We start from the raw sequence: 23,754 nt of genomic DNA on the forward strand, positions 1-23,754 counted from the left end.
CGTAGCCTTCGTCCATGGCAGAGAGCAAGGTCACTCGGACCGGGGCGGCGGGGAAGCCGACAGCGAAGGCGGCACCGGAGAAGACGGCTGCGGCCGGGTCGAGGAGACCCGCGCCGAAGAAGCCGGAGTCGCGGCTGGCGATGGTGCGCAGGGCCCGGCGGATCAACCGCGAGCTGGCGGAGCTGTACCCCTACGCGCACCCCGAGCTGGACTTCGAGAACCCCTTCGAACTGCTGGTCGCGACCGTCCTGTCGGCCCAGACCACCGACCTGCGGGTGAACCAGACCACCCCGGCGCTGTTCGCCAAGTACCCCGCCCCCGAGGACATGGCCGCCGCCGTGCCGGAGGAGCTGGAGGAGATCATCCGCCCGACCGGCTTCTTCCGGAACAAGGCGAAGGCGCTGATCGGCCTCTCCATCGCCCTGCGCGACGACTTCGACGGCGTCGTCCCGGGCCGCCTGGAGGACCTGGTGACCCTCCCCGGCGTCGGCCGCAAGACCGCCAACGTGGTCCTCGGTAACGCGTTCGGCGTGCCGGGCATCACCGTGGACACCCACTTCGGGCGGCTCTCCCGGCGCTTCGGCTGGACCGCCGAGGAGGACCCGGAGAAGGTCGAGGCGGTGGTCGCGGAGATCTTCCCGAAGTCCGACTGGACGATGCTCTCCCACCGCGTGGTCTTCCACGGCCGCCGGATCTGCCACTCCCGCAAGCCCGCCTGCGGGGCCTGCCCGATCGCCCCGCTCTGCCCCTCGTACGGGGAGGGCGAGACCGACCCGGAGAAGGCCGCCAAGCTGCTCAAGTACGAACTGGGTGGCCAGCCCGGCCAGCGGCTGCGCCCGCCCGCCGACTACCCCGGCGAGGCCGCCGCCCGGGCCGACGCCGACCGGCACGGCGGCACGGTCGCCGACCTCGCCGCCCCCGAGGCCGTCCGGGCCGCGGAGGCCGCCGCGGAGGCCGTCCGCGGTGACGACGAGGGGCCGACCGGAGCCGTCGGCGGTTCGGCAGGGGGTTCGGTCGGCGGTTCGGCCGGAGCCGGTGCGAACGGGCCCGCGGCGACCGACCGGGGGGTGGCGCGATGATCACCGACATCCGGCGCGAGGGCCTGCCGCAGTGGCTGCTGCCGGTGCGGGACGCGGCCGAGCGGGTCCTGCCCGAGCAGCTCAGCCGCTTCCTGCCGCCGGCCGAGGGCGGCCGGGCCTCCGCCGTGCTGATGCTCTTCGGCGAGGGCCCGTACGGCCCGGACCTGCTGCTCATCGAACGCGCCCGCTCGCTGCGCTCGCATGCCGGGCAGCCGTCCTTCCCCGGCGGCGCGCTGGACCCGGAGGACGGCGACCCGGACGGCCCCGGACCGGTCGCCGCGGCGCTGCGCGAGGCGGAGGAGGAGACCGGGCTGAACCCCACCGGCGTCCAGGTCTTCGCCACCCTGCCCGCCCTGTACATCCCGGTCAGCCGCTTCGTGGTGACGCCGGTGCTCGGCTGGTGGCGCGAGGAGTCCCCGGTCGCCCCGGTGGACCGGGCCGAGACCGGCGCGGTCTTCCGCGTGCCGATCGCCGAACTGACCGACCCGGCCAACCGCGCCCGGCTGCGCCACCCGTCCGGCCACACCGGCCCGGCCTTCGAGGTCGCCGGGCGGCTGGTCTGGGGCTTCACCGCGGGCGTCATCGACCGGGTGCTGCACCACAGCGGGCTGGAGCTGCCGTGGGACGGCTCCCGGACGCTGGAGCTGTCCGAAGAGGCGCTGGAGCTCGTCCAGGGGCAGCGCCCGCACTCCGGAGCCGTCCCGGGCGGCGACAGCCCGGCGCGGTGAGTCCGGTGCTCGGCGAGGCTCCGGTGGGTACCCGGCTGCGCGCGGGAGCTGCCGTGGCCTGCGCGCCGCAGGCGGGTGCGGGCTGCGGGTCGTGGGCGGGTTCGGACCGCGCGCCGCGGCCGGGTTCGGGCCGTGGGCCCCGCCACGGCAAGGACCGCGGACCCCGTCCCGGCGCGGCCTGCGGGCCCCGTCCTGCGCTCCGGCGTGGGAGGGTGTCCGAGTGAACGTCCTGGATCTGCTGCTGATCGCCGCCGCCATCGGGTTCGCCGTGTCCGGCTACCGGCAGGGCTTCGTGGTCGGCGTCCTGTCGGTCATCGGCTTCCTCGGCGGCGGCCTGCTCGCCGTGCAACTGCTGCCGCTGCTGCTCAGCCACCTCAGCCCGGGGACGACCGCCTCGGTCGTCGCCGTGGTGGTGGTGATCGTGCTCGCGGCGATCGGCCAAGCCGTCACCACGCACTTCGGCTGGAAGCTGCGCGGCCACATCGACCGGCGCCCGACGAAGGCCCTGGACGCCGTCGGCGGCTCGGTGGTCAACGTGATCTCGATGCTGCTGGTGGCCTGGCTGATCGGCTCCGCACTGGCCGGGACGTCCTTGCCGACCGTCTCCAAGCAGGTCCGGTCGTCGGCGATCCTCGGCGGGGTCCAGGACGCCCTGCCGGCCGACGCGCCCAACTGGTTCTCCGACTTCTCCAAGGCGCTCTCCCGCAACGGCTTCCCGCAGGTCTTCAACCCCTTCGAGCACGAGCCGATCACCGAGGTCGACAGCCCCGACCCGGCCCTGGCCGCCAGCCCGGCGGTGGCGCGGGCCCGGCAGAGCCTGGTCAAGGTCGTCGGCACGGCGACCGCCTGCGGCAAGAGCCTGGAGGGCAGCGGCTTCGTCTACGCCCCGCACCGGGTGATGACCAACGCCCACGTGGTCGGCGGGGTCGACGAGCCCACCGTCCAGGTCGGCGGCACCGGCCAGCTCTACGACGCGACCGTGGTCCGCTACGACTGGCAGCGCGACATCGCGATCCTGGACGTCCCCAAGCTGAACGCGCCGCCGCTGACCTTCGCGGGCGACGCCAAGACCAACGACAGCGCGATCGTCGCGGGCTTCCCCGAGAACGGCGCGTTCAACGTCCAGCCCGCCCGCATCCGCGGCCGGATCCAGGCCAACGGCCCGGACATCTACCGCCGCGGCCAGGTCATGCGCGACGTGTACTCGGTGCGCTCGCTCGTCCGCCAGGGCAACAGCGGCGGGCCGCTGCTCACCCCGGACGGCCAGGTCTACGGCGTGGTCTTCGCCAAGTCGCTGGACAGCGCGGACACCGGGTACGTGCTCACCGCGGCCGAGGTGCGTGCGGAGGCCGAGGCGGGGGCGAACGCGACCGCCCGGGTGGACACCCAGGGCTGCGCGCTCTGACCGGCGCGCACTGACCGGAGTGCACCGAGCGTCGGGTGCGGTGCCGTCCTGCGGGCGGGGGCGGGTCCCGCTCGCGGGTCCCGTGGGTCCCGTGGGTCAGATCTCGCGCCTCAGCCGGGCACCCACCCAGCGGGCGCGGCGGCCCAGGATGCGCGGGATGCCGAGCTGGCGCTGGGCCGGGCCCCGACCGCGGTCGGCCCCCTCGTAGCCGAGGTCGTCCGCCCGGTCCGGACGGTGCCCGGACCTCGGCGTGCCGCTCTGCCGTGAACCGTTCGGCTGCGGGCTGCTGTGGCGTCGGCCGCGCGGGGCGCTGTCGCGATCGGGCATCCAGGTCATACCGCAATGGATGCCCGTGGGCGGACGGGGGTAACCGCCTGCGGCGCGCCGAGTTGGCCTATGCGTTTGTCATATGAGCTGAGCGATAGGGGAGTTGGCGGCCCGCCGACGGTGGGTCCGCGTCCCGCCTCCCCCTCCGCACCGCGGTGCCGGGTACCGGGGCCCCCGGTCAGTCCTTGTGCTGGCCCACCCAGTCGAGCAGCTCCGCGGTGAACTCCTCCGGCGCCTCCTCGTGCGGGAAGTGCCCGACCCCCGGCAGCAGCCGCCAGCGGTACGGCGCCGACACGTACTCGCCGCCGCCGAGCGCGGTGTGCGACAGCAGCACCGGGTCGGCCGCGCCCTGGACGTGCAGGGTCGGCGCGCTGATCGGCTTCTTCATGCGGCGGGCGAACTGGATGCCGTCCGGCCGGGCCATCGAGCGCAGCAGCCAGCGGTACGGCTCGATCGAGCAGTGCGCGGTGCTCGGGATCTGGATCGCCTGCCGGTACGCGGCGACCGCCTCCCGGTCCAGCAGGTTCCGCCCGGTCCAGGCGTCCAGGTAGCGGCCGACCAGGGCGCCGTCGTCGGCCACCAGGCGGCGTTCCGGTATCCACGGCCGCTGGAAGCCCAGGACGTGGTCGAAGGCGGCCATCTGCCGGCGGTCGGTGAGCAGCGCCCGGCGCAGGTCCCGGGGGTGCGCCGCCGAGACCACGGTGAGGCTGCGGATCACCGACGGCCGCATCACGGCCGCCACCCAGGCGAGGGTTCCGCCGGAGGCGTGGCCGACCAGGTGCGCGCGGTCCTCGCCGAGCGAGCGGATCACACCGGTGATGTCCAGGGCGAGGTTGCCCGGGTCGTAGCCGCGCGGGGTGCGGTCGCTGCCGCCGATACCGCGGAGGTCCAGCGCGACGGCCCGGTAGCCGGCCTCGGCGAGCGCCGTCAGCTGGTGCCGCCACGCCCACCAGTACTCGGGCCAGCCGTGCACCAGCAGCACCAGCGGGCCCGCGCCGAGTTCGGCGATGTGGAAGCGGGCGCCGTTGGCGGCGACGTCCCGGTGGGTCCACGGTCCGGCCTGCCGGATGCTCCAGGCTGCGGCTGCGGCTGCGGCTGCGGCTGCGGCGGCGGTCGGCGCGGGGCCGTCGGTCGGCGCGGTCTCGTCGGTCGTGCCGTCGTCGGCCGCGGGGCGGTCGGACGCGCCGTCGGCGGCTGCGGTGCCGTCGGGGAGCGTGTTGCCGGGATCCGCCTCACCGGGCGCGGCGCGGTCGGGCCCGGGGTCCTCGGACGGGGCGCGGTCGGACCGGGCGTTCCCGGCCCCGGTGCCGACCGTGCTGTCCGGGGCGTCCGCCGGGCGGCCCGGTCCGGCGGTGCTGCGGTCCGCGGTCCGGCCGGGGCCGGAGTCGGCGGACGGCTGCGAGGGCACGGGCTTCTGGTCGAGCGGCATACCGAGAGCGTGTCACATCCCCGTGCCGGACACGTGCCCGGCACTCGCTCCCGGTGCGCCCGAAGCCGTGCGACCGATGGCCGAAGGCGGTGCGACCAGGCCGCCCGAGGCGGTGCGACCGGCGGTCGGAAGCGGTGCGACCAGGCCGCCCGAAGCCGTACGACCCGGGGACCGGAAGCCGTACCGCCTACGGGATGCGGCCGAGCGCCCGGTCGATCTCCTCCTTGGTGGCCGGCCGCGGCCGGGCGTTCTTCAGCACGTCGGCGGTCTTCTGGGCGCCCTCGATCGTCCGGTGCGGCTTCTCGATGCGCTTGAACGAGCGCAGCGCCAGCAGCCCGAGCACCGCCGCCAGCAGCAGGTAGGCACCCGCCACGATCAGGAACGACCAGCCGAGCGAGAGGCCCAGCGCGTGGATCCCGAACGCCGCCGCGGCGCTCAGCATCGGGACGGCGGCCAGCGCCACCACGCCCGCCACCGTGAGCGAGACACCGCCGGAGACGCCGCGCTTCACGTCCGCGCGGATCTCGGCCTTGGCCAGCGCGATCTCGTCGTGGACCAGGGCGGACAGATCGGCGGTGGCCGCCGCGAACAGCTGCCCCACCGAACGCTCGCCCTCGTAGGGCACCCGGCCGTTGCTGGACGGATCTGCGGCTCCTGCGGGCATCAGCTGTTCTCCTCTGCGGCTGTGCGGCATGACGCCGCCGTGCGGTGCGACACCGGGGACCGGAGGGGGTCCGGTGCCATCCAGTGGCGTCCGTGGACTGTCGACAGCTCAGAATCATGCCCCTACCGGTCAGTCGGACACCACTCCGGGGGCCCCGCCGGAGGGACGTGTCCGGTACGGCAGGCGCCCCCGGTGCCCGCGGGCGTCGCCGGTCCGTCCACCGCGTCGGTCGCGCGGCCCGCCACCCGGTCGGTCCGGGCCGCTCGGTGCGTCAGGTGTACCCGGAACAACCGCTACGTCCGGACCGTCAGGCCCGGGGCCCGCCCGGACCGTCGGTCCCGCGCTCGGTGGTCTCCCCTGTCGTACCGCGGTCCGGGCGCTCCGCGAGCGCGGCCATCCGCGCCTGCCAGGCGGGGTCGTCCTGCTGGTACACGTCGGGGATGCCGTCGCCGTCCTCGTCGCGGTCCTCCTCCTCGCAGAGCAGCCGGTAGTGCTTGTTCCGCAGCTTGAGCAGCACGCTGGCGATCAGCGCGCAGAGCAGCGAGCCCACCAGGACGGCCGCCTTCGACCGGTCGGCCAGCGCCTGGTCGTTCGGGAACGCGAGCTCGCTGATCAGCAGCGAGACCGTGAAGCCGATCCCGGCCAGGACCGCGACGGCGAACATGTCGGCCCACGTGAGCTGCGGGTTCAGCTCGGCCCGGGTGAACCGGGCGGTCAGCCAGGTACCGCCGAAGATGCCGACCGACTTGCCGACCAGCAGGCCCAGGATGATGCCGAGCGGCGTGGCCTGGGTGAACACCTCGGCCAGGGCCGGCCCGGAGATCGTCACCCCCGCCGCGAACAGCGCAAACACCGGTACCGCGATCCCCGCCGAGAGCGGCCGGACCAGGTGCTCGATGTGCTCGCCCGGGGACTGCTCCTCGTCGCCGACCCGGTGGCAGCGCAGGATCAGGCCCATCGCCACACCGGCGACCGTCGCGTGCACCCCGCTCTCGTGCATCAGCGCCCAGATCACGAAGGCCAGCGGCACGAAGAGGTACCAGCCGTGCACCCCGCGCCGGTGCAGGAACCAGAACAGCACCAGGCCGGCGAAGGCGAGCCCGAGCGCCCAGAACCTGATGCCCGAGCTGTAGAAGACCGCGATGATCAGGATCGCGATCAGGTCGTCGACCACCGCCAGGGTGAGCAGGAAGGCTCGCAGTGCGGACGGCAGATGGGTGCCGACGACGGCGAGGACCCCGAGCGCGAAGGCGATGTCGGTCGCGGTCGGGATCGCCCACCCGGACGGGTGACCGCCGCTGCCGGAGTTGGCGACGACGAACAGAACCGCCGGCAGCACCACCCCGCACACCGCGGCCACCACCGGCAGCAGCGCGGCACTGGGCGTGCGCAGCTCGCCCGCCACGAACTCGCGCTTGAGCTCGATGCCGGCCACGAAGAAGAAGATCGTCAGCAGGCCGTCCTTGGCCCACGCCTCCAACGGGAGGTCGAGGTGGAGCGGTGCGGACGGGCCGATCGTGAAGTCGAGGACGCTCTCGTATGCGTGCGGCCACACGTTCGCCCACACCAGCGCGATCACCGCGGCCACCAGGAGCAGGACGCCGCCGACGGTCTCCGTGCGCAGCGCGTCGGTGATGAAGGTCCGCTCGGGCAGGGAGAGCCTGCCGAGGAACTGGCGGCGGCCCGACGTCGGCTCGGTCGTGGGCGGCTGGCTGGTCACGCGGGACCTCCTGGGGCGGGAACGGCATACGGGTACCGCAGTGCCGACCAGACTTCCCGGCGCGCCCAGTGACGCGAATCCTGTCGCGTCTTTGACAGTCTACGGGGAACCCCGCGGCGACGTCCGGTTCGTCCTCCTTCAGGACTTAAGCCTCCGTGGCCCGTCGTGCACCCGGGAGCAGCACCCGCCCGGCACCCGAATGGCTTCGGCCGCATGCAGACGGGTGAACGCCTCCCTAGGGTCGAGCGCAGGCACCGCCCACTCCGGACGGTGCCCTCTCGCACAGTCAGGAGGCACCACGATGCCCAGACCTCCGCTCTTACCGCACCTCGTCGTCCTGCTCCGGGTGGCACTGCTCCGAGCGGTGCTCCTTCCCGTTGCGCCGTCCCGCGACGTGGCCGCCCGGTCGGCCGGGAACGCCCGATGAACGCAGCAGGCAGAACCGACTCTGTACGCACCACCGAAGCCGGACTGCTCGACGACACCGCTCGCCCGGACATAGCCTGCCCGGACACCGCTCGCCCGGATACCGGCGTTCACGACGCTGCTCGACCAGAAGCTGCTCGCGCGGGGGTCGTGCTCCGCGGCCCCGCGACCCACGGCACTGCGCTCCACGGCCCCGCGCTCCACGGAGCGACCGAGAGCCGCTCGATGGCAGCCCGGGCCGCCGCCCGCGCCGCTGCCCGGGGCGCCGAACGGGGTCCCGGTGAGCCGAGCCGCGATCTCGACCGGCTGCTCCGCCCGCTGTACCGCGCCGCCGCCCCCGGCGGCGGATTCGCCGTGGCGGTGATCCGCGGCGACGAACGGACCGTGGCCTGCCACGGCCACTCCGGACACGCCGTCGGGCGGCCCGTCCGGGCGGACACCCGCTTCGAGATCGGATCCGTCACCAAGACCTTCACCGGACTGCTGCTCGCCGAGATGGCAGCCCGGGGCGAGGTCCGCTACGACGACCCGATCGACCGCTACCTGCCCGCCCGTACCGCCCCCGGCTATCCGCACGAGCGCCCGATCACCCTCCTCCACCTGGCCACCCACACCTCAGGCCTGCCCAGGCTGCCGGTCGGTCTGGTGCCGGCCCTGGTACCCCGGTGGTTCACCGATCCGTACGCCACCTTCGGCCCGGCCCATCTGCTCCGGGCGCTGCCGAGGACACCCGTCCGCGGCACCCCCGGTACACAGGTGCGGTACTCCAGCCTGGGCTACGGGCTGCTCGGACTGCTGCTCGCCAACGCGGCCGGGCAGCGCTACGAGGAACTGCTCGCCTCCCGGGTGAGCGGCCCGCTCGGACTGGTGGACACCTCCTGCAGCCCCGGCCGCGAGGAGGGCGCCGGCTACCGGCGGGGGCGGCGCGTCCCGTCCTTCCGGATGCCGGCCCTGCCCGGGGCGGCGGCCCTGCGCTCCACGGCCGACGACATGCTCCGCTACCTGCAGGCACACCTCGCCCTGGAGGCCGTCCCGCTGCCCGAACGGGCGGACGCGGCGGTCCTGCGCACCGCCCTCGGGGAGGTCCGCCGTCCCCGGGCTGGCCGCCACCGCAGCGGTACGCAGGTCTGCCTGGGCTGGTACCGCCGTTCCCTGGTGACCGGCGCCTCGGTGCCGGCCCCGGGGACGGGTGCGGATTCCGCCCACTCCACGGATGCCCCTGGCCCCTTCCCGCCCGGTGAGGGCGGCGGTGCCATCGGGTTTGGCGGTGCAGGTGGGATCGGTGGGGCCAGCGGAACCAGCGGGACTCTCGGGCTCGGGGAGCCCGGCGAGCCGTTCGGGGCGGGCCGGGAGTTCGGTGAGGTCGGCGAGGACCTGCTCTACCACGCAGGCGCCACCCGGAACTCCACCGCGTTCGTCGGCTTCAGCCACCGTGCTCAGGTCGGACTCGCCGTCATGGCCGGTGCGCTGCCGTTGCGCAGCCGGGGCTTCGTCCAGAGCGCGTACGACACGCTCCGCACCCTGGTGACGGAACGTCGGTCCGACTGCTGACGCACCGCTCCGGTGAACGGGTGTGCCCCGGACGGTCTTGACCGTCCGGGGCACACCCGTCGTTCCCGTCCGCACCCCGACCGGCCCCGAGCGCACCCCGGGGCTGGGCCCGGGGTGCGGGACGGTCGGGTGCGGGGGCTCAGTCCTCGCTGCCGGCTGCGGGCAGCTGCGACTGGATGAGGTTCATGACGGTGCTGTCGGCGAGGGTGGTGGTGTCGCCGACCTCGCGGCCTTCGGCGATGTCGCGCAGGAGGCGGCGCATGATCTTGCCGGAGCGGGTCTTGGGGAGTTCGGCGACGACCTTGACCTGCTTGGGCTTGGCGATGGGGCCGAGGGTGCGGCCGACGTGGGCGCGCAGTTCCTCGACGAGTTCGGGGCTTTCGGTGGCGTTGCCGCGCAGGATGACGAACGCGACGATGGCCTGGCCGGTGGTGGGGTCGGTGGCGCCGACGACGGCGGACTCGGCGACGGAGGGGTGGCCGACGAGGGCGGACTCGACCTCGGTGGTGGAGATGTTGTGGCCGGAGACGAGCATGACGTCGTCGACCCGGCCGAGGAGCCAGATGTCGCCGTCCTCGTCCTTCTTGGCGCCGTCGCCGGCGAAGTAGCGTCCTTCGAAGCGGGACCAGTAGGTGTCGATGTAGCGCTGGTCGTCGCCCCAGATGGTGCGGAGCATGGAGGGCCAGGGCTCGGTGAGGACGAGGTAGCCGCCGGAGCCGTTGGGGACCTCGTTGGCCTCGTCGTCGACGACGGTGGCGGCGATGCCGGGCAGGGCGCGCTGGGCGGAGCCGGGCTTGGTCTCGGTGACGCCGGGCAGGGGGCTGATCATCATGGCGCCGGTCTCGGTCTGCCACCAGGTGTCGACGATGGGGGCGGTGCCTGCGCCGATGTGCTCGCGGTACCAGATCCACGCCTCGGGGTTGATCGGCTCGCCGACGCTGCCCAGTACCCGCAGCGAGGACAGGTCGAACTTGGCGGGGATGTCGTCGCCCCACTTCATGAAGGTGCGGATCGCGGTGGGGGCGGTGTAGAGGATGGTGACGCCGTACTTCTGGACGATCTCCCAGAAGCGGCCCTGGTGGGGGGTGTCGGGGGTGCCCTCGTAGATGACCTGGGTGGCGCCGTTGGCGAGGGGGCCGTAGACGATGTAGGAGTGGCCGGTGACCCAGCCGATGTCGGCGGTGCACCAGTACACGTCGGTTTCGGGCTTGAGGTCGAAGACCGCGTGGTGGGTCCAGGCGGCCTGGGTGAGGTAGCCGCCGGAGGTGTGCAGGATGCCCTTCGGCTTCCCGGTGGTGCCCGAGGTGTAGAGGATGAAGAGCGGGTGTTCCGCGTCGTGGGGCTGGGGGGTGTGCTCGGTGGACTGGCGTGCGGTGATCTCGTGCCACCACACGTCGCGGCCCTGGGTCCAGGAGACGTCCTGGCCGGTGCGGCGTACGACCAGGACGTGCTCGACGCCGTCGGTCTTGGTGAGGGCCTCGTCGATGGCCGGTTTGAGGGCGGAGGGCTTGCCGCGGCGGTAGCCGCCGTCGGCGGTGATGACCAGTTTGGCGGCGGCGTCCTGGATGCGGGAGGCGACGGCGTCGGCGGAGAAGCCGCCGAAGACGACGGAGTGGGTGGCGCCGATGCGGGCGCAGGCGAGGATCGCGACGACGGCCTCGGTGATCATGGGGAGGTAGATCGCGACGCGGTCGCCCTTGGTGACGCCGAGTTCGAGCAGGGCGTTGGCGGCGCGGGAGACCTCGTCCTTGAGCTGGGCGTAGGTCAGGGAGCGGCTGTCGCCGGGTTCGCCCTCGAAGTGGAGGGCGACGCGGTCGCCGTGGCCGGCTTCGACGTGGCGGTCGACGCAGTTGTAGGCGACGTTCAGGGTGCCGTCGGCGAACCATGTGGCGAACGGGGGGTTGGACCAGTCGAGGGTCTCGGTGGGCTCGGTGGCCCAGGTGAGGCGGCGGGCCTGCTCGGCCCAGAAGGCCAGGCGGTCCTCGGAGGCCTGCGCGTACGCGGCCGCGGTGACGTTGGCGGCTGCGGCGAGCTCCGCCGGCGGAGCGAAACGCCGCTCCTCCTTGAGCAGGTTGGCCAGGCTCTCGTTGCTCAACACGCACTCCTCATCGAGTCATGATCGGGGACATTCCCGTGCGTGGGGATTGTCCCGTGTGTCCCAGCGCACAGCTCACCAGGCGAAGCGCCCGGTTGACAAGAGGCTCCCGTGAATTGGTGTAGACCTTTGACCGAGAGAGGGGCTGTGTGCGCGGCCGGGCCTCCGTGCGCGGCCGGTTCGGACGGGGTCGGCCGTGTGTGGCCGAATCGGCGGCCGGGCGTGTGCCGCCCGGGTCCGAGCCGCGGTGTGCCGGGCCGGTGTGCCGTGTCGGGCGTGTTTGGCGTGCCGGGCGGGGGCGGCGGCGGGGGCGGCGTGCCGGGCGTCCGGGTGCTGGACGGGCCGGACGGCGCCGGGCGGGCCCGCGCTCCGCGCTCCCGGGCGGGGTGCGGGGGCGCGGGCCCGGCGGGGTCAGGCCGCCAACTGCGGCTGCTCCCCGGCGATCTCACCCGTGCGGGTCGGCGCCGCCGCCTCGACCGGGCTGAAGCTGCCGGTCGCGCGGTCGAGGACGTACGCCTGCGCCGTGGCGAAGTCGAAGTACATCCCGACCAGCCGCAGGCTGCCCTCGGCGACCCGGCGCTCCACGGCGGGGTTCGCCAGCAGTTGGTCCAGTTGCTGCACCACGTTGGTGATGCACAGTTGCTCGGCGAGGTCGGCCACGGGCCGTGTCGTGAATTCCGCCGGGGCCCGGCGCAGCCGGTCCAGGGACCCGCGCCCGTTGCGCAGCCAGCGGGTCAGCGCGGTCGGCGGCCCGGGTTGTTCGTGTACGCCGTCCAGCAGGGCCTTCATCGCACCGCAGCCCGAGTGCCCGCAGACCGTGATCGAGCGGACCTCCAGCACCTCGACGGCGTACTGCACGGCGGCCGCCACCGAGTCGTCGGCCGCGCCGGGCTCGAAGGGGGCGGGGGCGAGGTTGCCGACGTTGCGGACCGTGAAGAGGTCCCCCGGCCCGCTGTTGGTGATCATGCTGGTGACCATGCGGGAGTCGGCGCAGGTGAGGAAGAGCTGCGAGGGCGTCTGCCCCTCCCTGGCGAGGCGGGCGAGCTCCGAGCGGACCAGGGGGGCGGTGTGCAACTGGAAGCCGCGGACGCCGTCCAGCAGTCGGCCGTGCGCGTCCTCCTGCTGGTCGATGCAGTGGTGGCCCACCCATGGCGTCCAGGCCCGGCAGCGGTGCGGCCCGGGCGAGCTCCCGGCGCGGACCGTGCCGTCCGGATCCAGGACGCCGTCCTCCTGGCGGTCGGTCACCATGGACACGTGGCCGCCGGCGGCCTGATGGGACGTCCGCCAGCTGTGCAGGGTCTCGTACGCGGCGTGGTCGAGGAAGGAGCCGTCGTGGACCACCGCGGCCCGGGCCCCGGTGGGGATGCCGGCCAGTGCGCGGCTGAGTCGGGGTACGGCGGCGAAGGTCAGCGGGCCGTACATGCGGACGGTGAACGAGCCGTCGGAGTCGGCGAGGACGTCCACGTGGGCGCGGGTGAGCCGGTAGAGGGCGAGCAGGACGGCCGTGACGGCCCCGAAGGCCACACCGGCGAGCACGCCCTGCAGCACCACGCCGAGCACGGTGGCCAGGTAGACCGGGAACTCGCGGTGCCGGTGGACGTTGCGGATGTGCGCGAAGCTCACCATCTGCAGGCCGACCACCAGGACCAGCGCGGCCAGGGCGGCCAGCGGGATCCGGCGCAGCCCACCGGTGAGCGCCAGCGCGGCGACCAGCACCCAGGCGCCGTGCAGGACGGAGGACCACCGGCTCGCGGCCCCGGCGCGGATGTTCGCGGTGCTGCGCACGGCGCCCCCGGCGATCGGCAGCCCGCCGATCAGGCCGCTGACCATGTTGGCGATGCCCTGCCCGCGCAGTTCGCGGTCGAGGTCCCCGGTGCGGCGGGACATCCGGTCGACGGCGACGGCGGAGAGCAGTGATTCGACGCCGGCCACGGCGGTGACGGTCAGCACGGCGGCGACGACTCCGGCGATGGGGCCGTCCGGCAGGGCGGGGGCGAGGTCGTGCGGTTCCCAGGCGGGCAGTTCGACGCGGGCGAGCTGCAGACCGAGCAGGAGGGCGAGCAGGGTGGCGGCGGCGATCGCGGCCAGCGGCCCGGGCAGGCGGGCCAGCTTGGCGCCGAACGTCCCGGCCCGGCCCGGGAGTCGGCCCAGGCGCGGCCAGCCGAGCAGTACGGCGGCGGTGAGGCCGCCGACGACCAGGGCGGGAGGGTGCGGGCCCGCCAGTTGGCCGGGCAGGGCGAGCAGGTTGGCGAGCGCGGAGCTCTGCGGGGAGCCGCCCAGGACGACGTGCAGCTGGGCGATGGCGATGGTGAGCCCGATGCCGGCCAGCATGCCGTGCACGATGGCGGGGGAGACGGCGAGGGCGGTGCGGGCCACCCGGCGGACTCCGAGCAGGAGTTGCAGCAGGCCGGCGGCGAGGGTGATGGCGCAGGTGGCCTGCCAGCCGTACTGGGTGATCAGCCCGGCGGTGATCACGGTGAGTGCGGCGGAGGGGCCGCTGACCTGGAGGGGGGTGCCGCCGAGGAGTCCGACCACGATGCCGCCGACGGCCGCGGCGATCAGGCCTGCGGTGAGCGGGGCCCCGGTGGCCAGGGCGATGCCGAGGGAGAACGGCACGGCGATCAGGAAGACCACCAGGGAGGCGGAGAGGTCCTTGGCCGGATGGAAGCCGGAGCGGGGTCGCGGCCGCTTGCCCGGCGGCGCGTGGTCGTTGGTGTCGGAGGCGATGGGGGCGGTGGAGATGTCGAGGGTCATGGGTCTTCCCGTCTGTCCGGGGAACGAACGCAGTCAGTCCGGCTGTGATGTCCGACGTGGCGTCTGGCGCGACGTCCGGGGTGACACCCGGGATTCGGGCCCGGCGAGTCGGATCGGCTGTCGTGGGTCGCGACGGTGTGGCGGGATGGCGTGGCAGCGGCGGGAGTGCGGGGTGTTCACCGGCCGGGCCGTGGACCATCAGGGGTTGTTCGAGCGGAGCATCAAGACTCGGTAAACCGAGAGTAATGAAAGCTTTGCACAGCGTCATGCCCGGCGCCGGGTCGAAAGGGTTCGATTCACCCCATTGGGTGGTGTCCGAACGGGTGGGAATCTGCTGGTGGGGCGGGTGGTTGGCATCCTGGATGCGGGCAGTTGGCCCCCGGATACGGGAAACGGGCCGTGGTCCCCCGGTGCTGGGGGTCCACGGCCCGTTCGAAGCCGGCGGGGCCGGCTCAGGCGTGCGCGCCCGCCGTGGCGGGGTGGCCGGCGCCGAGCACGAACTCCTCGTCCACCTGGCCGGACAGGTCGATGCCGACCTTGGCGTTGGCCCAGCTCTCGGCGTTGCGGAGGTGGAAGAGCACGGCCTGCTCGGTGTAGCGGCGAGCGTCCCGCCGGTCGTACGCCGCGTCGGCCTCCGCCCTGAGCTGCTCCAGCACGGCGCGGTTGGCGGGCTCCAGGGTGCGCAGGGCGGGCTCGGCGCCCTGCTCCAGGCGGCGCACCCAGTCGGACTGGCCGAAGGTGGTCAGCAGGTCGTCGCCGACCTCGCGGTGCAGGAACTCCAGGTCGGCCCGGCCCTGGACCTTGTTGCCGACGACCCGCAGCTCCACGCCGAAGTCCCGGGCGTAGTCCTTGTACTGGCGGTACACCGAGACGCCCTTGCGGGTCGGCTCGGCCACCAGGAAGGTCAGGTCGAAGCGGGTGAAGAGGCCGGAGGCGAAGGAGTCGGAGCCGGCGGTCATGTCGGTGACCACGTACTCGTCCCGGCCGTCGACCAGGTGGTTGAGCAGCAGTTCCACCGCGCCGACCTTGGAGTGGTAGCAGGCCACGCCGAGGTCGTCCTCGGTGAAGGCGCCGGTGGCCAGCAGCCGGACGGAGCCCTCGTCGAGGGCGATCGGGCGGGCGCAGGCCGCGTACACCGGGTTCTCCTCGACGATGCGCAGCAGGCGCGAACCGCGGCCGGGCGGCGTCGTCTTGATCATTTCATCGGCCGAGCCGATCAGCGGGTTGCTGCCGCGCAGGTACTCCTTGATCTGCGGCAGGTGGTTGCCGAGCGCCGGAAGCTCGGCGGCCTGGGTGTCGGTCAGGCCGAGTGCGGGGCCCAGGTGTTGGTTGATGTCGGCGTCGACGGCGATGACCGGACGGCCCGCGGCGGCGAGGTGGCGGATGAACAGTGAGGACAGCGTCGTCTTGCCGCTGCCGCCTTTGCCGACGAAGGCGATCTTCATCTGGGACTCCGGCTCTCGATCCTGGGATTTCCAGACTTGGAAATCGTTATCGTCTCCGATAGCAGCCATGCTAGCGGCGGTTTCCGGCTGCTCGCGGCAGGGAAGTGAGGATTGCCTCGAACGGGTGATGCGGGGTTGCTGTTCCGGGAGGCGCCCGGGTCATTACTCTCGGGTAGGTGAGCAATGGAACAGATCCCCTCGCCCCGTTGGCCCAGCTTCCCGGCGTCCCCGACGCGGTGGCCGACGTGCGCAAGTCCGTGGACCGCCTCTACGGCCACCGGGTGATGCGCCGCCGCGCGGCCGAGGTCACCTCCGAGTCGGCGCTGCGCGGAGCCCGCGCCTCGGCCGCCCTCGACGGCGCCGACTGGCCTCTGGAGGAGGTCCGGCGGCGCACCGATTTCGGGGCGGACGCCGAGGCCCGTACGGTCGGGGCCGCGCTGCGGATCTCCGCCGAGGCCGGGCAACTGCTGAGCGTCTGGCGCCACGCGCCGCTCCAGGTGCTGGCACGGCTGCACCTGCTGGCGGTCGGCGACGCGGACCCGTCGGCGGGCCGGCCCCGCCACAGCGGGGAGACGGCGGAACCGCTGTTCCCGCGGGAACTCAGCCCCACCGAGGGCGACGGGCACGACCGCGAGCCCGGTGCGGCCGCACCGGTCGTGGAACTCCAGCCCGCCCCGTCGGCGGACGAGGTCGCGGCCAGGCTCGACCAGCTGGCGGGGCTGCTGGTCGACCGCGCCGAGGGCAAGGGCGTCGGTACGCCCGCCCTGGTGGTGGCCTCCGTGGTGCACGGCGAACTGCTGGCGCTGCGCCCGTTCGCCTCGCACAACGGGCTGGTCGCACGGGCCGCGCAGCGGATCGTCCTGATCGCGGAGGGGCTGGACCCGAAGGCGATCTGCCCGGCCGAGGTCGGCCTGGCGGAGCTGGGCACCGCCGCGTACCGGAAGGCGCTGAGCGGCTACCTGGCCGGAACGCCGGAGGGTGTCGGCGAGTGGATCGGGCACTGCGGGCGCGCGCTCTGGCTCGGCGTGCGGGAGAGCACGGCGGTCTGCGAGGCGATGCAGCGCGGCATGGTCTGAGCGGGGGCGCCACGGGGGCGGTGCCGGTTCGCCGGCCCGCCCCGCCGCCGTCGGTTGCTGGGGGCGGTCGACGCCGGATCCGCCGGGGACCCCGGCCGCCGGGAGCCTCATTCCGAAACCGCGGGCCCTGGTCGGTCCGAGGGTGCTGAGAACGCAGAGATGCGGCGGCACCTGATCCTGCTGGGTGCCGCCGCTGGCACAGGTGCCGGGTGACCAAGCATGCACCGGAAGTGCCCATCAGACGGGGATCCTGCCCGTTCGTCTGGTGCGGCGGCCCGACAGCGGGTCGGCTGCATGTGGGTGCTCGGCTATCTGTACGCGCGGTCCGTGGGGCCTGAACTGCGTTGTCGGTTTGACCTCTTCGGTCCTGACCGGGTCTCGCGGGCCGTGCTTCATTTGTATCGCGTTTCGGGCGAAAGCGGAACCCGAAACGAGAAGTCTTTGGCTTTTGCCCGCTCTGTCCGAATCGGTGGCCGGAGCGTCGCGCGGGGGCGGCCGTCGACCGCGGCGGGCGGCCGGGGCAAGGGGTCGCGGCAGCCGGTCGGGGCGCCGGGCGGCGGTCGCGTGAAGCGGCCCGCACCGGCGCCCCGTTCGGGTCGTCGCCACTCAGGCGGTGGGCCGGCGCCGCCTGGCCGCCCACCAGATCACCCCGGCCGTCAGGGCTGCCGTGCCGACCGCCACCGCCGTCAGCACCGAGCCGCTCGGCGCCGAGAACTCGGGCAGCCGCCGGCGCAGCTGCACCGGCCGGTCGAAGACCAGCACCGGCCACTCCCGGGCGACGGCCTCCTTGCGCAGCGCGCGGTCGGGGTTGACGGCCGACGGATGACCCACGGCCTCCAGCAGCGGCAGATCGGTGGACGAGTCGCTGTAGGCGTAGCACTCGGAGAGGTCGTACCCCTCGGTCTCGGCCAGCTCGCGGATCGCGGCGGCCTTGGTCTCCGCGTAGGCGTAGTACTCGATCTCGCCCGTGTAGCAGCCGTCCTCGACCTGCAGGCGGGTGGCGATCACGTGGTCCGCCCCGAGCAGTGCGCCGATCGGCTCGACGACCTCGGAGCCCGAACTGCTCACGATCACCACGTCGCGGCCGGCCGCGTGGTGCTGCTCGATCAGCGAGGCCGCCTCGTCGTAGATGATCGGGTCGATGAGGTTGTGCAGTGTCTCGGCGACGATCTCGCGCACCTGCTGGACGTTCCAGCCGCGAGTGAGTGCGGAGAGGTACTCCCGCATCTTCTCCATCTGGTCGTGGTCCGCGCCGCCGACCAGGAAGACGAACTGGGCGTAGGCGCTGCGCAGCACGGCCCGACGGTTGATCAGACCGCCCTGGTAGAAGGGCCGGCTGAAGGCCAGGGCGCTCGACTTGGCGATGATGGTCTTGTCGAGGTCGAAGAAGGCGGCCGTGCGGGGCCCGGTGGGGCGCGGCCGGACGGTGGCGGGGGCGGCCGCGGGGGTCGGCGGGGCCGGCTGTGCCGCTGCCGGATTTACGGCCTCCGGCTTTGCGGGCGTCGGCTCTGCGGCGGGCGATCCGGCGCCGGCGGCGGCCTCCGCGTACTCGTCGGCGTTCTCGGTGGTGTCCACGGGAACCGAGGATAGAGGGCGTCCCAAAACGGGCCGCCATTCGGCGTACTCGTGGGCGCGTGGGTTTGTGTTTCTGGCCGCTCGGGTACACCATGGAAGTCACGGATCGTTCGCGACCGTGCTAACCCGGTCCGGCTCCTCCCCCCCGAGTCGGGCTGTGGATAGACGACCCCCGCTCTCCCCCCCGGCGGGGGTCGTCGCACGTCCAGGGCCATTTTCAGGGCTTGAAGGCCGCATGCGGAGGATGCCGCGCGGATGCCCGGTCCGACGTACAGGGGATGATGCCGAGCGAGCCCGCCCTCCACTTTGGTCACCCTGCGTTATGGGTCACTCATAGTTGTGGATGTCCGGATGAGGCTCTTCGGAAGGCCTGCGTGCGGCCCCGGTGATCTCCCCTCGGTGATGCGCCGACTCTTCTCGGTGACGTTGTTTCGTCAATTCTTTGCCCAATAGCCCCCCGGCCGGGTGAACCTTGTTATCCACATCCCCGAGTTATCCACAGGGAATCGGAACGGGGATGACGGAATCCGGATCGCGCTCCACCGTGGTGGTCGGCAGCGGTTGCCGGAACCCTTCCGTGGCCCCTCCCGAGGGGCGATCCGGGTCGGTGCGCCGTGGGCGCCCCCGTGCGGGGCGATCCGGTGACCGCTGTCGACGAACCCAGCGATCCGCGTCCGTCCGCCCACCCGGCGGACCGGCGCCCACCAGGGAGAAGACCGCCATGTCGACACCGATCACCGACCACTCCGCACCCGCCGGCCCGCTCGTCGTCACCGGCGACGCGGCGCTCACCGAGCACCTGCTGCGCCTGTGCGCGGCGGCCGGGACGGAACCGCGGCTGATCCGGGGAGCCCCGCCGCCGCTCGCCCTCTGGGAGGCGGCGCCGATCGTCCTGGTCGGCGACGACCGGGTGGCCGACTGCGCCGGGTTGCCCAGACGCGGGGGAGTGCTGCTGCTGGGGCTCGACCTGGACGACGCCGCGGTGTGGGTCAGGGCCGTCCGGCTCGGTGCCGAGCACGTGCTGTTCCTGCCGGACGCCGAAGCCTGGCTGCTCGACCGCATCGCCGACGCCACGGAGGGCGCCGGAGCGTCCGCGCTGACCGTCGCCGTGCTCGGCGGCCGGGGCGGGGCCGGAGCGTCGACCCTGGCCTGCGCCCTCGCGGTCACCGCCGCGCGAACCGGCCGCCGGACCATGCTCGTCGACGGCGATCCGCTCGGCGGCGGGCTCGACATCCTGCTCGGCGGCGAGAGCGCCCGGGGCCTGCGCTGGCCCGATCTCGTCGGCGCCAGGGGCCGGGTCAGCGGGGCCGAACTGGTCAAGGCGCTGCCCGCCCACCGGAGGCTGACCGCGCTCTCCTGCCTCTCCTGGGACCGCAGCGACACGCTGGCCGTCCCGCCCGAGGCCATGCGCAGCGTGCTGGCCGCCGCCCGGCGCAGGGGCGGGGTCGTGGTCGTCGACCTGCCCCGACACCTCGACGCGGCAGCGGGGCAGGCGCTGGAACAGTCCGACACCGCCCTCCTGGTGGTCCCGGCCGAACTGCGCGCGGTGGCCGCGGCCGACCGGGTGGCAGCCGCCGTCCGCATGCGGCTCGGGGACGTCCGTGCGGTGGTCCGCCCGCCGCGGGCGGCGGGGCCCGTGCCGACGGACATCGCCCGGAGCCTGCAGCTGCCGCTCGCGGGGGAGTTGCTGCCCGAGCCCGGCCTGACCGCCGACACCGAGCGGGGGGTGCCGCCCGGCCTGCGGGACAAGGGGCCGCTTGCCCGCTTCTGCTCGACCTTCCTGAACGAAGTGCTGCCGCCGGTGCCGGCGGTCGGAGGAGGTGTGTACTGATGGTGCGTCTGATGCAGCGCCGCAGGTCCGGTTCCGGCACGGGGCCCGCCGGCTCGACCGCCACGGGGACCGGGCCGGCGCGGAACCCGGCCCCCGCCCGGGGCGCCGCGGCGGGCGGCCCCGACGGCCGCTCCCCGTGGCCGCCGCCCTACGGCCGCACCGCCCGGGAGGAGCAGACGACGGCACTCGTCGACGCCGTACGGCTGCGGCTGGCCGAGTCCGGTGCGGCGCCGACGGCCGGTTCGGTCGCGGCGGCTCTGCGGGCCACCACACCGCCGCTCGGCGGCGGGGACGTCCTCGACACCGTGCGCACGCTGAGCGCCGAGCTGATCGGCGCGGGGCCGCTCGACCGGCTGCTCGCGGCGCCCGATGTCACCGACGTCCTGGTGAACGGCCCCGAGGAGGTGTGGGTCGACCGGGGCGGGGGCCTCCAGCGGGCGAGCGGTGTCGGATTCCCGGACGCCGAGGCCGTCCGGCGGTTGGCCCACCGGCTGGCCACGGCCGCCGGACGCAGACTCGACGACGCCCGCCCCTGGGTGGACGCCCGGCTCCCGGACGGCACCCGGCTCCACGCCGTGCTGCCGCCGATCGCCGCCGGTTGCACCCACATCTCGCTCCGGGTCTGCCGACCCCGCCCCTTCACCCTCGACGAGTTGGTGGCCGGGGGAGCGCTGCCTCCACAGGGCGCCGACCTGCTGGCCGGCATCCTGCGGGCCCGCCTGTCGCTGCTGATCAGCGGTGGGACCGGCACGGGCAAGACCACGCTGCTCGCCGCGCTGCTCGGGCTCGTGGGGCACGGGGAGCGGATCGTCCTCGCCGAGGACTCCGCCGAGCTGCAGCCCGCCCACCCGCACGTCGTCCGGCTGCAGAGCAGGCCGCCGAACCAGGAGGGGCTGGGCGAACTCACCCTGCGGGACCTGGTCCGTCAGGCCCTGCGGATGCGACCGGACCGGCTGGTCATCGGCGAGGTGCGCGGCGCCGAGGTCTCCGACCTGCTGGCAGCCCTGAACACCGGGCACGAAGGCGGCTGCGGCACGGTCCACGCGAACCGTGCGGCCGATGTCCCCGTCCGGCTGGAGGCCCTCGGCTCGCTCGCCGGGCTCGACCGGCCCTCCCTGCACAGCCAACTCCGGGCCGCTCTGGACCTGGTGGTGCACCTGGTCCGAGATCCCGGTACCGGCAGGCGTCGGGTCGCCGAGATCCACACCCTGACCGGCGACCGCGACGGGCTGGCCGTGACCACCCCGGCGGTCACCTTCACGCCCGACGGCGGTACGGCGCTGGGCCCGGGCTGGGAGCGGCTCGTACGGCTCTGCGCGGCACGCGGTGTCGGGCTCGCGGAGACCGCGGGCGGCGGTGCCGGGACCGCGGGCCGGCGGACGTGACGGCCGTCGGTGCGGCGGTGGCCGACGCGGGGCCGGCCCTCGGCCCGGTGACCGGCGCGGCGTCCGGGGCGGGTCGAGTCCTCGGTCCGGTGGCCGGTGCCGCAGTGGTGCCACAGGAGGCGTTGGACGGTGCGGAGTTGGGGGCGGTGACGGCGCAGCAGGTGGAGGGGATGTTCGTCGTCCTGCTGCTGCTCCTCCTGGCCGCTGCCCTCGTACTGCTCGAACCATGGAACGGGAAGAGACGGTGAGAAGAGATGGACGACATGGCGATCCGGCAGGCCGAGCTGGTCTGGGTGGCGGCGCTCTGCTGCCTGGCACTGGGCGGTTGGAGCACGGTGCAGCGACGGGCGGGCGTGCGGCGGTACCGACTGCTGGTCGCGGGCGAGCGTGCCGGGCCGGACCCCTGGTGGCCGCCACCTGCCGCCGCTGATCCTGCCGTCGCGGATGCTCGCGTCCGGCGGGGCGCCCGGGGGAAGGGCGATCGTTCCGGGAGCGGTCGGCGGCCGGCCTGGCTGGTCGCGGAACTGCTGCTCCTGCCTGCCGGGTTGGCGCTCGGAGGGGCCGCCGGTTCCCTCGTCCCGCCGGTGCTCGCGGCGCTGGCGGTCCTGCCCCTGCACCGCCACCGGCAGCAGCGCCGGGTGGCTGCGCAGGCCCGGCAGCGGGCCGAGGCGGTGGTGGACCTCTGCACGGGCCTGGCCGCCGAACTCCGCAGCGGAGCGACGCCCGAACAGGCCCTGCACCTGGTCACCGCGCGGATCGGCGAGGACCGCACCGTCCTGGGCAGCCTCGGGGAGGAGCCCGTGGCCCGCCTGGCGGCGGGCCGGTACGGCGCGGACGTCCCCGCGGCCTTCCAGCTCCTCGCCGAACTGCCCGGCGGCCGCGGGGCGACCGCGATCGCGGCCTGCTGGCGGATCTCCGCCGACAGCGGGGCCGCACTGGCGAGGGCCCTGGACCGGGTGGCCGACGCCCTGCGGGCCGAACGGGCACTGGTCGAGGAGATCGAGGGCGAGCTCGCGGCGCCGCGCACCACGATCGCGGTCCTGGCCGTGCTGCCGGTCGCCGGTCTGCTGCTCGGCGGGGCACTGGGGGCACAGCCGTTGGACGTCCTGCTCCACACCCCGGCGGGGCTGCTCCTGCTCGCCGTGGGCGCGGGCCTGGAGGCGGCCGGGCTGTTGTGGACGGGACGCATCGTTCGGGCGGCCTCGCGCGGTGCCCTCGGGCCCGGCGAGTCCGTGGCGCCCGTCTCGGTCAGGCCGTCGGCGCTGTCGGAGCCGTCGGAGCCGTCCGTGCCGGCGCAGGGGGCCGGCGGGCGGCGGTGCGGGATCTCCCGCATCCGGGCCCGGTCCGGGCTGCCCAACGGAGCCCTCCAGCGCCGCCTCCGGCGAGCCGAGGTGCTGTCCCGATGACGGACATTCTCGAAGCCCTGGGCTGGGGAGCCGCCGCGTTCGGTGGCGCGCTGCTGGTGGGGAACCGAACGGCGGCGGTGCGCCGAAGGCGGCGCTGGAGAGCGGCCTGGAAGGAACGAGCGGGGCCGAGGTCCGGCCCCTACCGGCGGGCCCTCGACCGACGCAGCGGTAGGTGCGGCGGGCGGCACCGCGGCGATCGCCACGGTGCGGCGGGCCGCTGGGGGCCGCTGACGGCGGGCCTCGCGGCGGGCGGCTTGATCGCGGTGCTGATCGGTGGCGTCGCTGGACTCGTGGTCGGAGGCCTGATCGGAGCAGCACTCGGCCGGAGCCTGCCGAAGGCCCGTTCTGCGGCGGAGCGCCTGGCCGAGCAGGAGGAGGAACAGCTGGCCCGGCAACTGCCGCTGACCGCCGAACTCCTGGCGGCCTGCCTGGGTTCGTCCGCCTCGCCCTCCGCCGCGGTCGCGGCGGTGGCCCGGAGCGTCGACGCCCCCATGGGCCCCGTGCTGGCGGCCATCTCGGCCGAACTGGCCCTCGGCGCGCCGCCGGAGGTCTGCTGGGCCCGGGTCGGAGAGCAGCACCCGGTCCTGGCGCCGCTGGCCCGCTGTCTGGTCCGGACGAGTCTCAGCGGCGCCCCCGTGGGCGGCCCTCTCACCGACCTCGCGCAAGGACAGCGCGCGGCGGCGACCCGGGCGGCCCACGCCAGGGTCCGGCGGGCGGGCGTCCTGGCGGTGGCCCCCCTGGGCCTCTGCTTCCTGCCGGCGTTCGTGCTGATCGGCGTCGCCCCGGTGGTCCTCGGCCTCACCGATGCCTTCGGCCAACACCTCTGAACCACCATCGACCGGCTTCGCGTGCTCGGGC

Annotated in this window: 17 protein-coding genes and 1 pseudogene; 10 read left to right on the top strand and 8 right to left on the bottom strand. The window is 74.2% G+C overall.

What is annotated here, in order from left to right; genetic code table 11:
- Window positions 1–14: 14 nt before the first annotated feature.
- The 3 genes and pseudogenes from nth to ACWGB8_RS06145 form a co-directional block, all read left to right on the top strand.
- Window positions 15–875 (top strand): annotated as a pseudogene (gene nth / locus ACWGB8_RS06135) (endonuclease III); the annotation flags it as partial.
- A 200-nt stretch (window positions 876–1,075) separates the two neighbouring features.
- Complete coding sequence (locus ACWGB8_RS06140) at window positions 1,076–1,807, top strand: NUDIX hydrolase (protein ID WP_452210745.1); 732 nt, start codon at window positions 1,076–1,078, stop codon at window positions 1,805–1,807.
- A gap of 220 nt (window positions 1,808–2,027) precedes the next feature.
- Window positions 2,028–3,212: a MarP family serine protease gene (locus ACWGB8_RS06145; RefSeq protein ID WP_452210746.1), complete on the top strand. Its 1,185-nt coding sequence runs from the start codon at window positions 2,028–2,030 to the stop codon at window positions 3,210–3,212.
- A gap of 96 nt (window positions 3,213–3,308) precedes the next feature.
- Here the strand turns inward: ACWGB8_RS06145 and ACWGB8_RS06150 are convergent, their stop codons facing one another.
- From ACWGB8_RS06150 to nhaA, 4 genes are all read right to left on the bottom strand, one after another.
- Window positions 3,309–3,539 (bottom strand): hypothetical protein, encoded by a 231-nt coding sequence (locus ACWGB8_RS06150; protein ID WP_452210748.1) that lies wholly within the window; start codon window positions 3,537–3,539, stop codon window positions 3,309–3,311.
- Between the two features lie 178 nt (window positions 3,540–3,717).
- On the bottom strand, window positions 3,718–4,608 hold the full coding sequence (locus ACWGB8_RS06155; protein WP_452210835.1) for an alpha/beta fold hydrolase: 891 nt from the start codon (window positions 4,606–4,608) through the stop codon (window positions 3,718–3,720).
- Window positions 4,609–5,155: 547 nt separating this feature from the next.
- Window positions 5,156–5,632 carry a phage holin family protein gene (locus ACWGB8_RS06160; protein ID WP_452210749.1) on the bottom strand — a complete coding sequence of 159 codons (477 nt, stop codon included), beginning with the start codon at window positions 5,630–5,632 and terminating at the stop codon, window positions 5,156–5,158.
- 307 nt (window positions 5,633–5,939) lie between these two features.
- A complete protein-coding gene (nhaA, locus tag ACWGB8_RS06165) occupies window positions 5,940–7,352 on the bottom strand; it encodes a Na+/H+ antiporter NhaA (protein ID WP_452210751.1) in 1,413 nt (470 codons plus the stop codon).
- Between the two features lie 651 nt (window positions 7,353–8,003).
- Here nhaA and ACWGB8_RS06170 point away from each other — a divergent pair.
- Entirely contained in the window at window positions 8,004–9,329 is a 1,326-nt protein-coding gene (locus ACWGB8_RS06170) for a serine hydrolase domain-containing protein (protein ID WP_452210752.1), read from the top strand.
- Window positions 9,330–9,468: 139 nt separating this feature from the next.
- Here ACWGB8_RS06170 and acs read toward each other — a convergent pair whose 3' ends face one another.
- From acs to ACWGB8_RS06185, 3 genes are all read right to left on the bottom strand, one after another.
- Window positions 9,469–11,424, bottom strand: a complete 1,956-nt coding sequence (gene acs, locus ACWGB8_RS06175; protein ID WP_452210754.1) for an acetate--CoA ligase — start codon at window positions 11,422–11,424, stop codon at window positions 9,469–9,471.
- 411 nt (window positions 11,425–11,835) lie between these two features.
- On the bottom strand, window positions 11,836–14,178 hold the full coding sequence (locus ACWGB8_RS06180) for a SulP family inorganic anion transporter (RefSeq protein ID WP_452210756.1): 2,343 nt from the start codon (window positions 14,176–14,178) through the stop codon (window positions 11,836–11,838).
- A 452-nt stretch (window positions 14,179–14,630) separates the two neighbouring features.
- Window positions 14,631–15,623: an ATP-binding protein gene (locus tag ACWGB8_RS06185; RefSeq protein WP_452210758.1), complete on the bottom strand. Its 993-nt coding sequence runs from the start codon at window positions 15,621–15,623 to the stop codon at window positions 14,631–14,633.
- Between the two features lie 176 nt (window positions 15,624–15,799).
- Here ACWGB8_RS06185 and ACWGB8_RS06190 point away from each other — a divergent pair, with 176 nt between their 5' ends.
- Window positions 15,800–16,699, top strand: a complete 900-nt coding sequence (locus ACWGB8_RS06190) for an oxidoreductase (RefSeq protein WP_452210760.1) — start codon at window positions 15,800–15,802, stop codon at window positions 16,697–16,699.
- Between the two features lie 606 nt (window positions 16,700–17,305).
- On the opposite strand, the gene ACWGB8_RS06195 is transcribed toward ACWGB8_RS06190, so the two are convergent.
- Window positions 17,306–18,274, bottom strand: coding sequence for an HAD family hydrolase (locus ACWGB8_RS06195; protein ID WP_452210762.1), 969 nt, complete (start codon window positions 18,272–18,274; stop codon window positions 17,306–17,308).
- A gap of 721 nt (window positions 18,275–18,995) precedes the next feature.
- Between ACWGB8_RS06195 and ssd the strand changes: the two genes are divergently transcribed.
- The 5 genes from ssd to ACWGB8_RS06220 all read left to right on the top strand — a co-directional run bounded on the left by ssd (window position 18,996) and on the right by ACWGB8_RS06220 (window position 23,723).
- Complete coding sequence (ssd, locus tag ACWGB8_RS06200; protein ID WP_452210764.1) at window positions 18,996–20,105, top strand: septum site-determining protein Ssd; 1,110 nt, start codon at window positions 18,996–18,998, stop codon at window positions 20,103–20,105.
- Window positions 20,105–21,490 carry a TadA family conjugal transfer-associated ATPase gene (locus tag ACWGB8_RS06205; RefSeq protein ID WP_452210765.1) on the top strand — a complete coding sequence of 462 codons (1,386 nt, stop codon included), beginning with the start codon at window positions 20,105–20,107 and terminating at the stop codon, window positions 21,488–21,490. Before ssd ends, ACWGB8_RS06205 begins: the two co-directional genes overlap by 1 nt.
- 89 nt (window positions 21,491–21,579) lie before the next feature.
- Complete coding sequence (locus ACWGB8_RS06210) at window positions 21,580–21,738, top strand: hypothetical protein (protein ID WP_452210767.1); 159 nt, start codon at window positions 21,580–21,582, stop codon at window positions 21,736–21,738.
- A gap of 6 nt (window positions 21,739–21,744) precedes the next feature.
- Window positions 21,745–22,896 (top strand): type II secretion system F family protein, encoded by a 1,152-nt coding sequence (locus tag ACWGB8_RS06215; RefSeq protein ID WP_452210768.1) that lies wholly within the window; start codon window positions 21,745–21,747, stop codon window positions 22,894–22,896.
- Window positions 22,893–23,723, top strand: coding sequence for a type II secretion system F family protein (locus ACWGB8_RS06220; protein WP_452210769.1), 831 nt, complete (start codon window positions 22,893–22,895; stop codon window positions 23,721–23,723). Before ACWGB8_RS06215 ends, ACWGB8_RS06220 begins: the two co-directional genes overlap by 4 nt.
- Window positions 23,724–23,754: the final 31 nt, after the last annotated feature.

The sequence above is a fragment of the Kitasatospora sp. NPDC054939 genome (genome assembly GCF_053610105.1).

Coding starts and splice junctions, on each gene's coding strand:
- ACWGB8_RS06215 (WP_452210768.1), top strand. CDS start 21,745: ATGGACGACATGGCGATCCGGCAGGCCGAGCTGGTCTGGGTGGCGGCG.
- ACWGB8_RS06160 (WP_452210749.1), bottom strand. CDS start 5,632: ATGCCCGCAGGAGCCGCAGATCCGTCCAGCAACGGCCGGGTGCCCTAC.
- ACWGB8_RS06185 (WP_452210758.1), bottom strand. CDS start 15,623: ATGAAGATCGCCTTCGTCGGCAAAGGCGGCAGCGGCAAGACGACGCTG.
- ACWGB8_RS06180 (WP_452210756.1), bottom strand. CDS start 14,178: ATGACCCTCGACATCTCCACCGCCCCCATCGCCTCCGACACCAACGAC.
- ACWGB8_RS06170 (WP_452210752.1), top strand. CDS start 8,004: ATGGCAGCCCGGGCCGCCGCCCGCGCCGCTGCCCGGGGCGCCGAACGG.
- ACWGB8_RS06205 (WP_452210765.1), top strand. CDS start 20,105: ATGGTGCGTCTGATGCAGCGCCGCAGGTCCGGTTCCGGCACGGGGCCC.
- ssd (WP_452210764.1), top strand. CDS start 18,996: ATGTCGACACCGATCACCGACCACTCCGCACCCGCCGGCCCGCTCGTC.
- ACWGB8_RS06140 (WP_452210745.1), top strand. CDS start 1,076: ATGATCACCGACATCCGGCGCGAGGGCCTGCCGCAGTGGCTGCTGCCG.
- ACWGB8_RS06220 (WP_452210769.1), top strand. CDS start 22,893: ATGACGGACATTCTCGAAGCCCTGGGCTGGGGAGCCGCCGCGTTCGGT.
- ACWGB8_RS06150 (WP_452210748.1), bottom strand. CDS start 3,539: ATGCCCGATCGCGACAGCGCCCCGCGCGGCCGACGCCACAGCAGCCCG.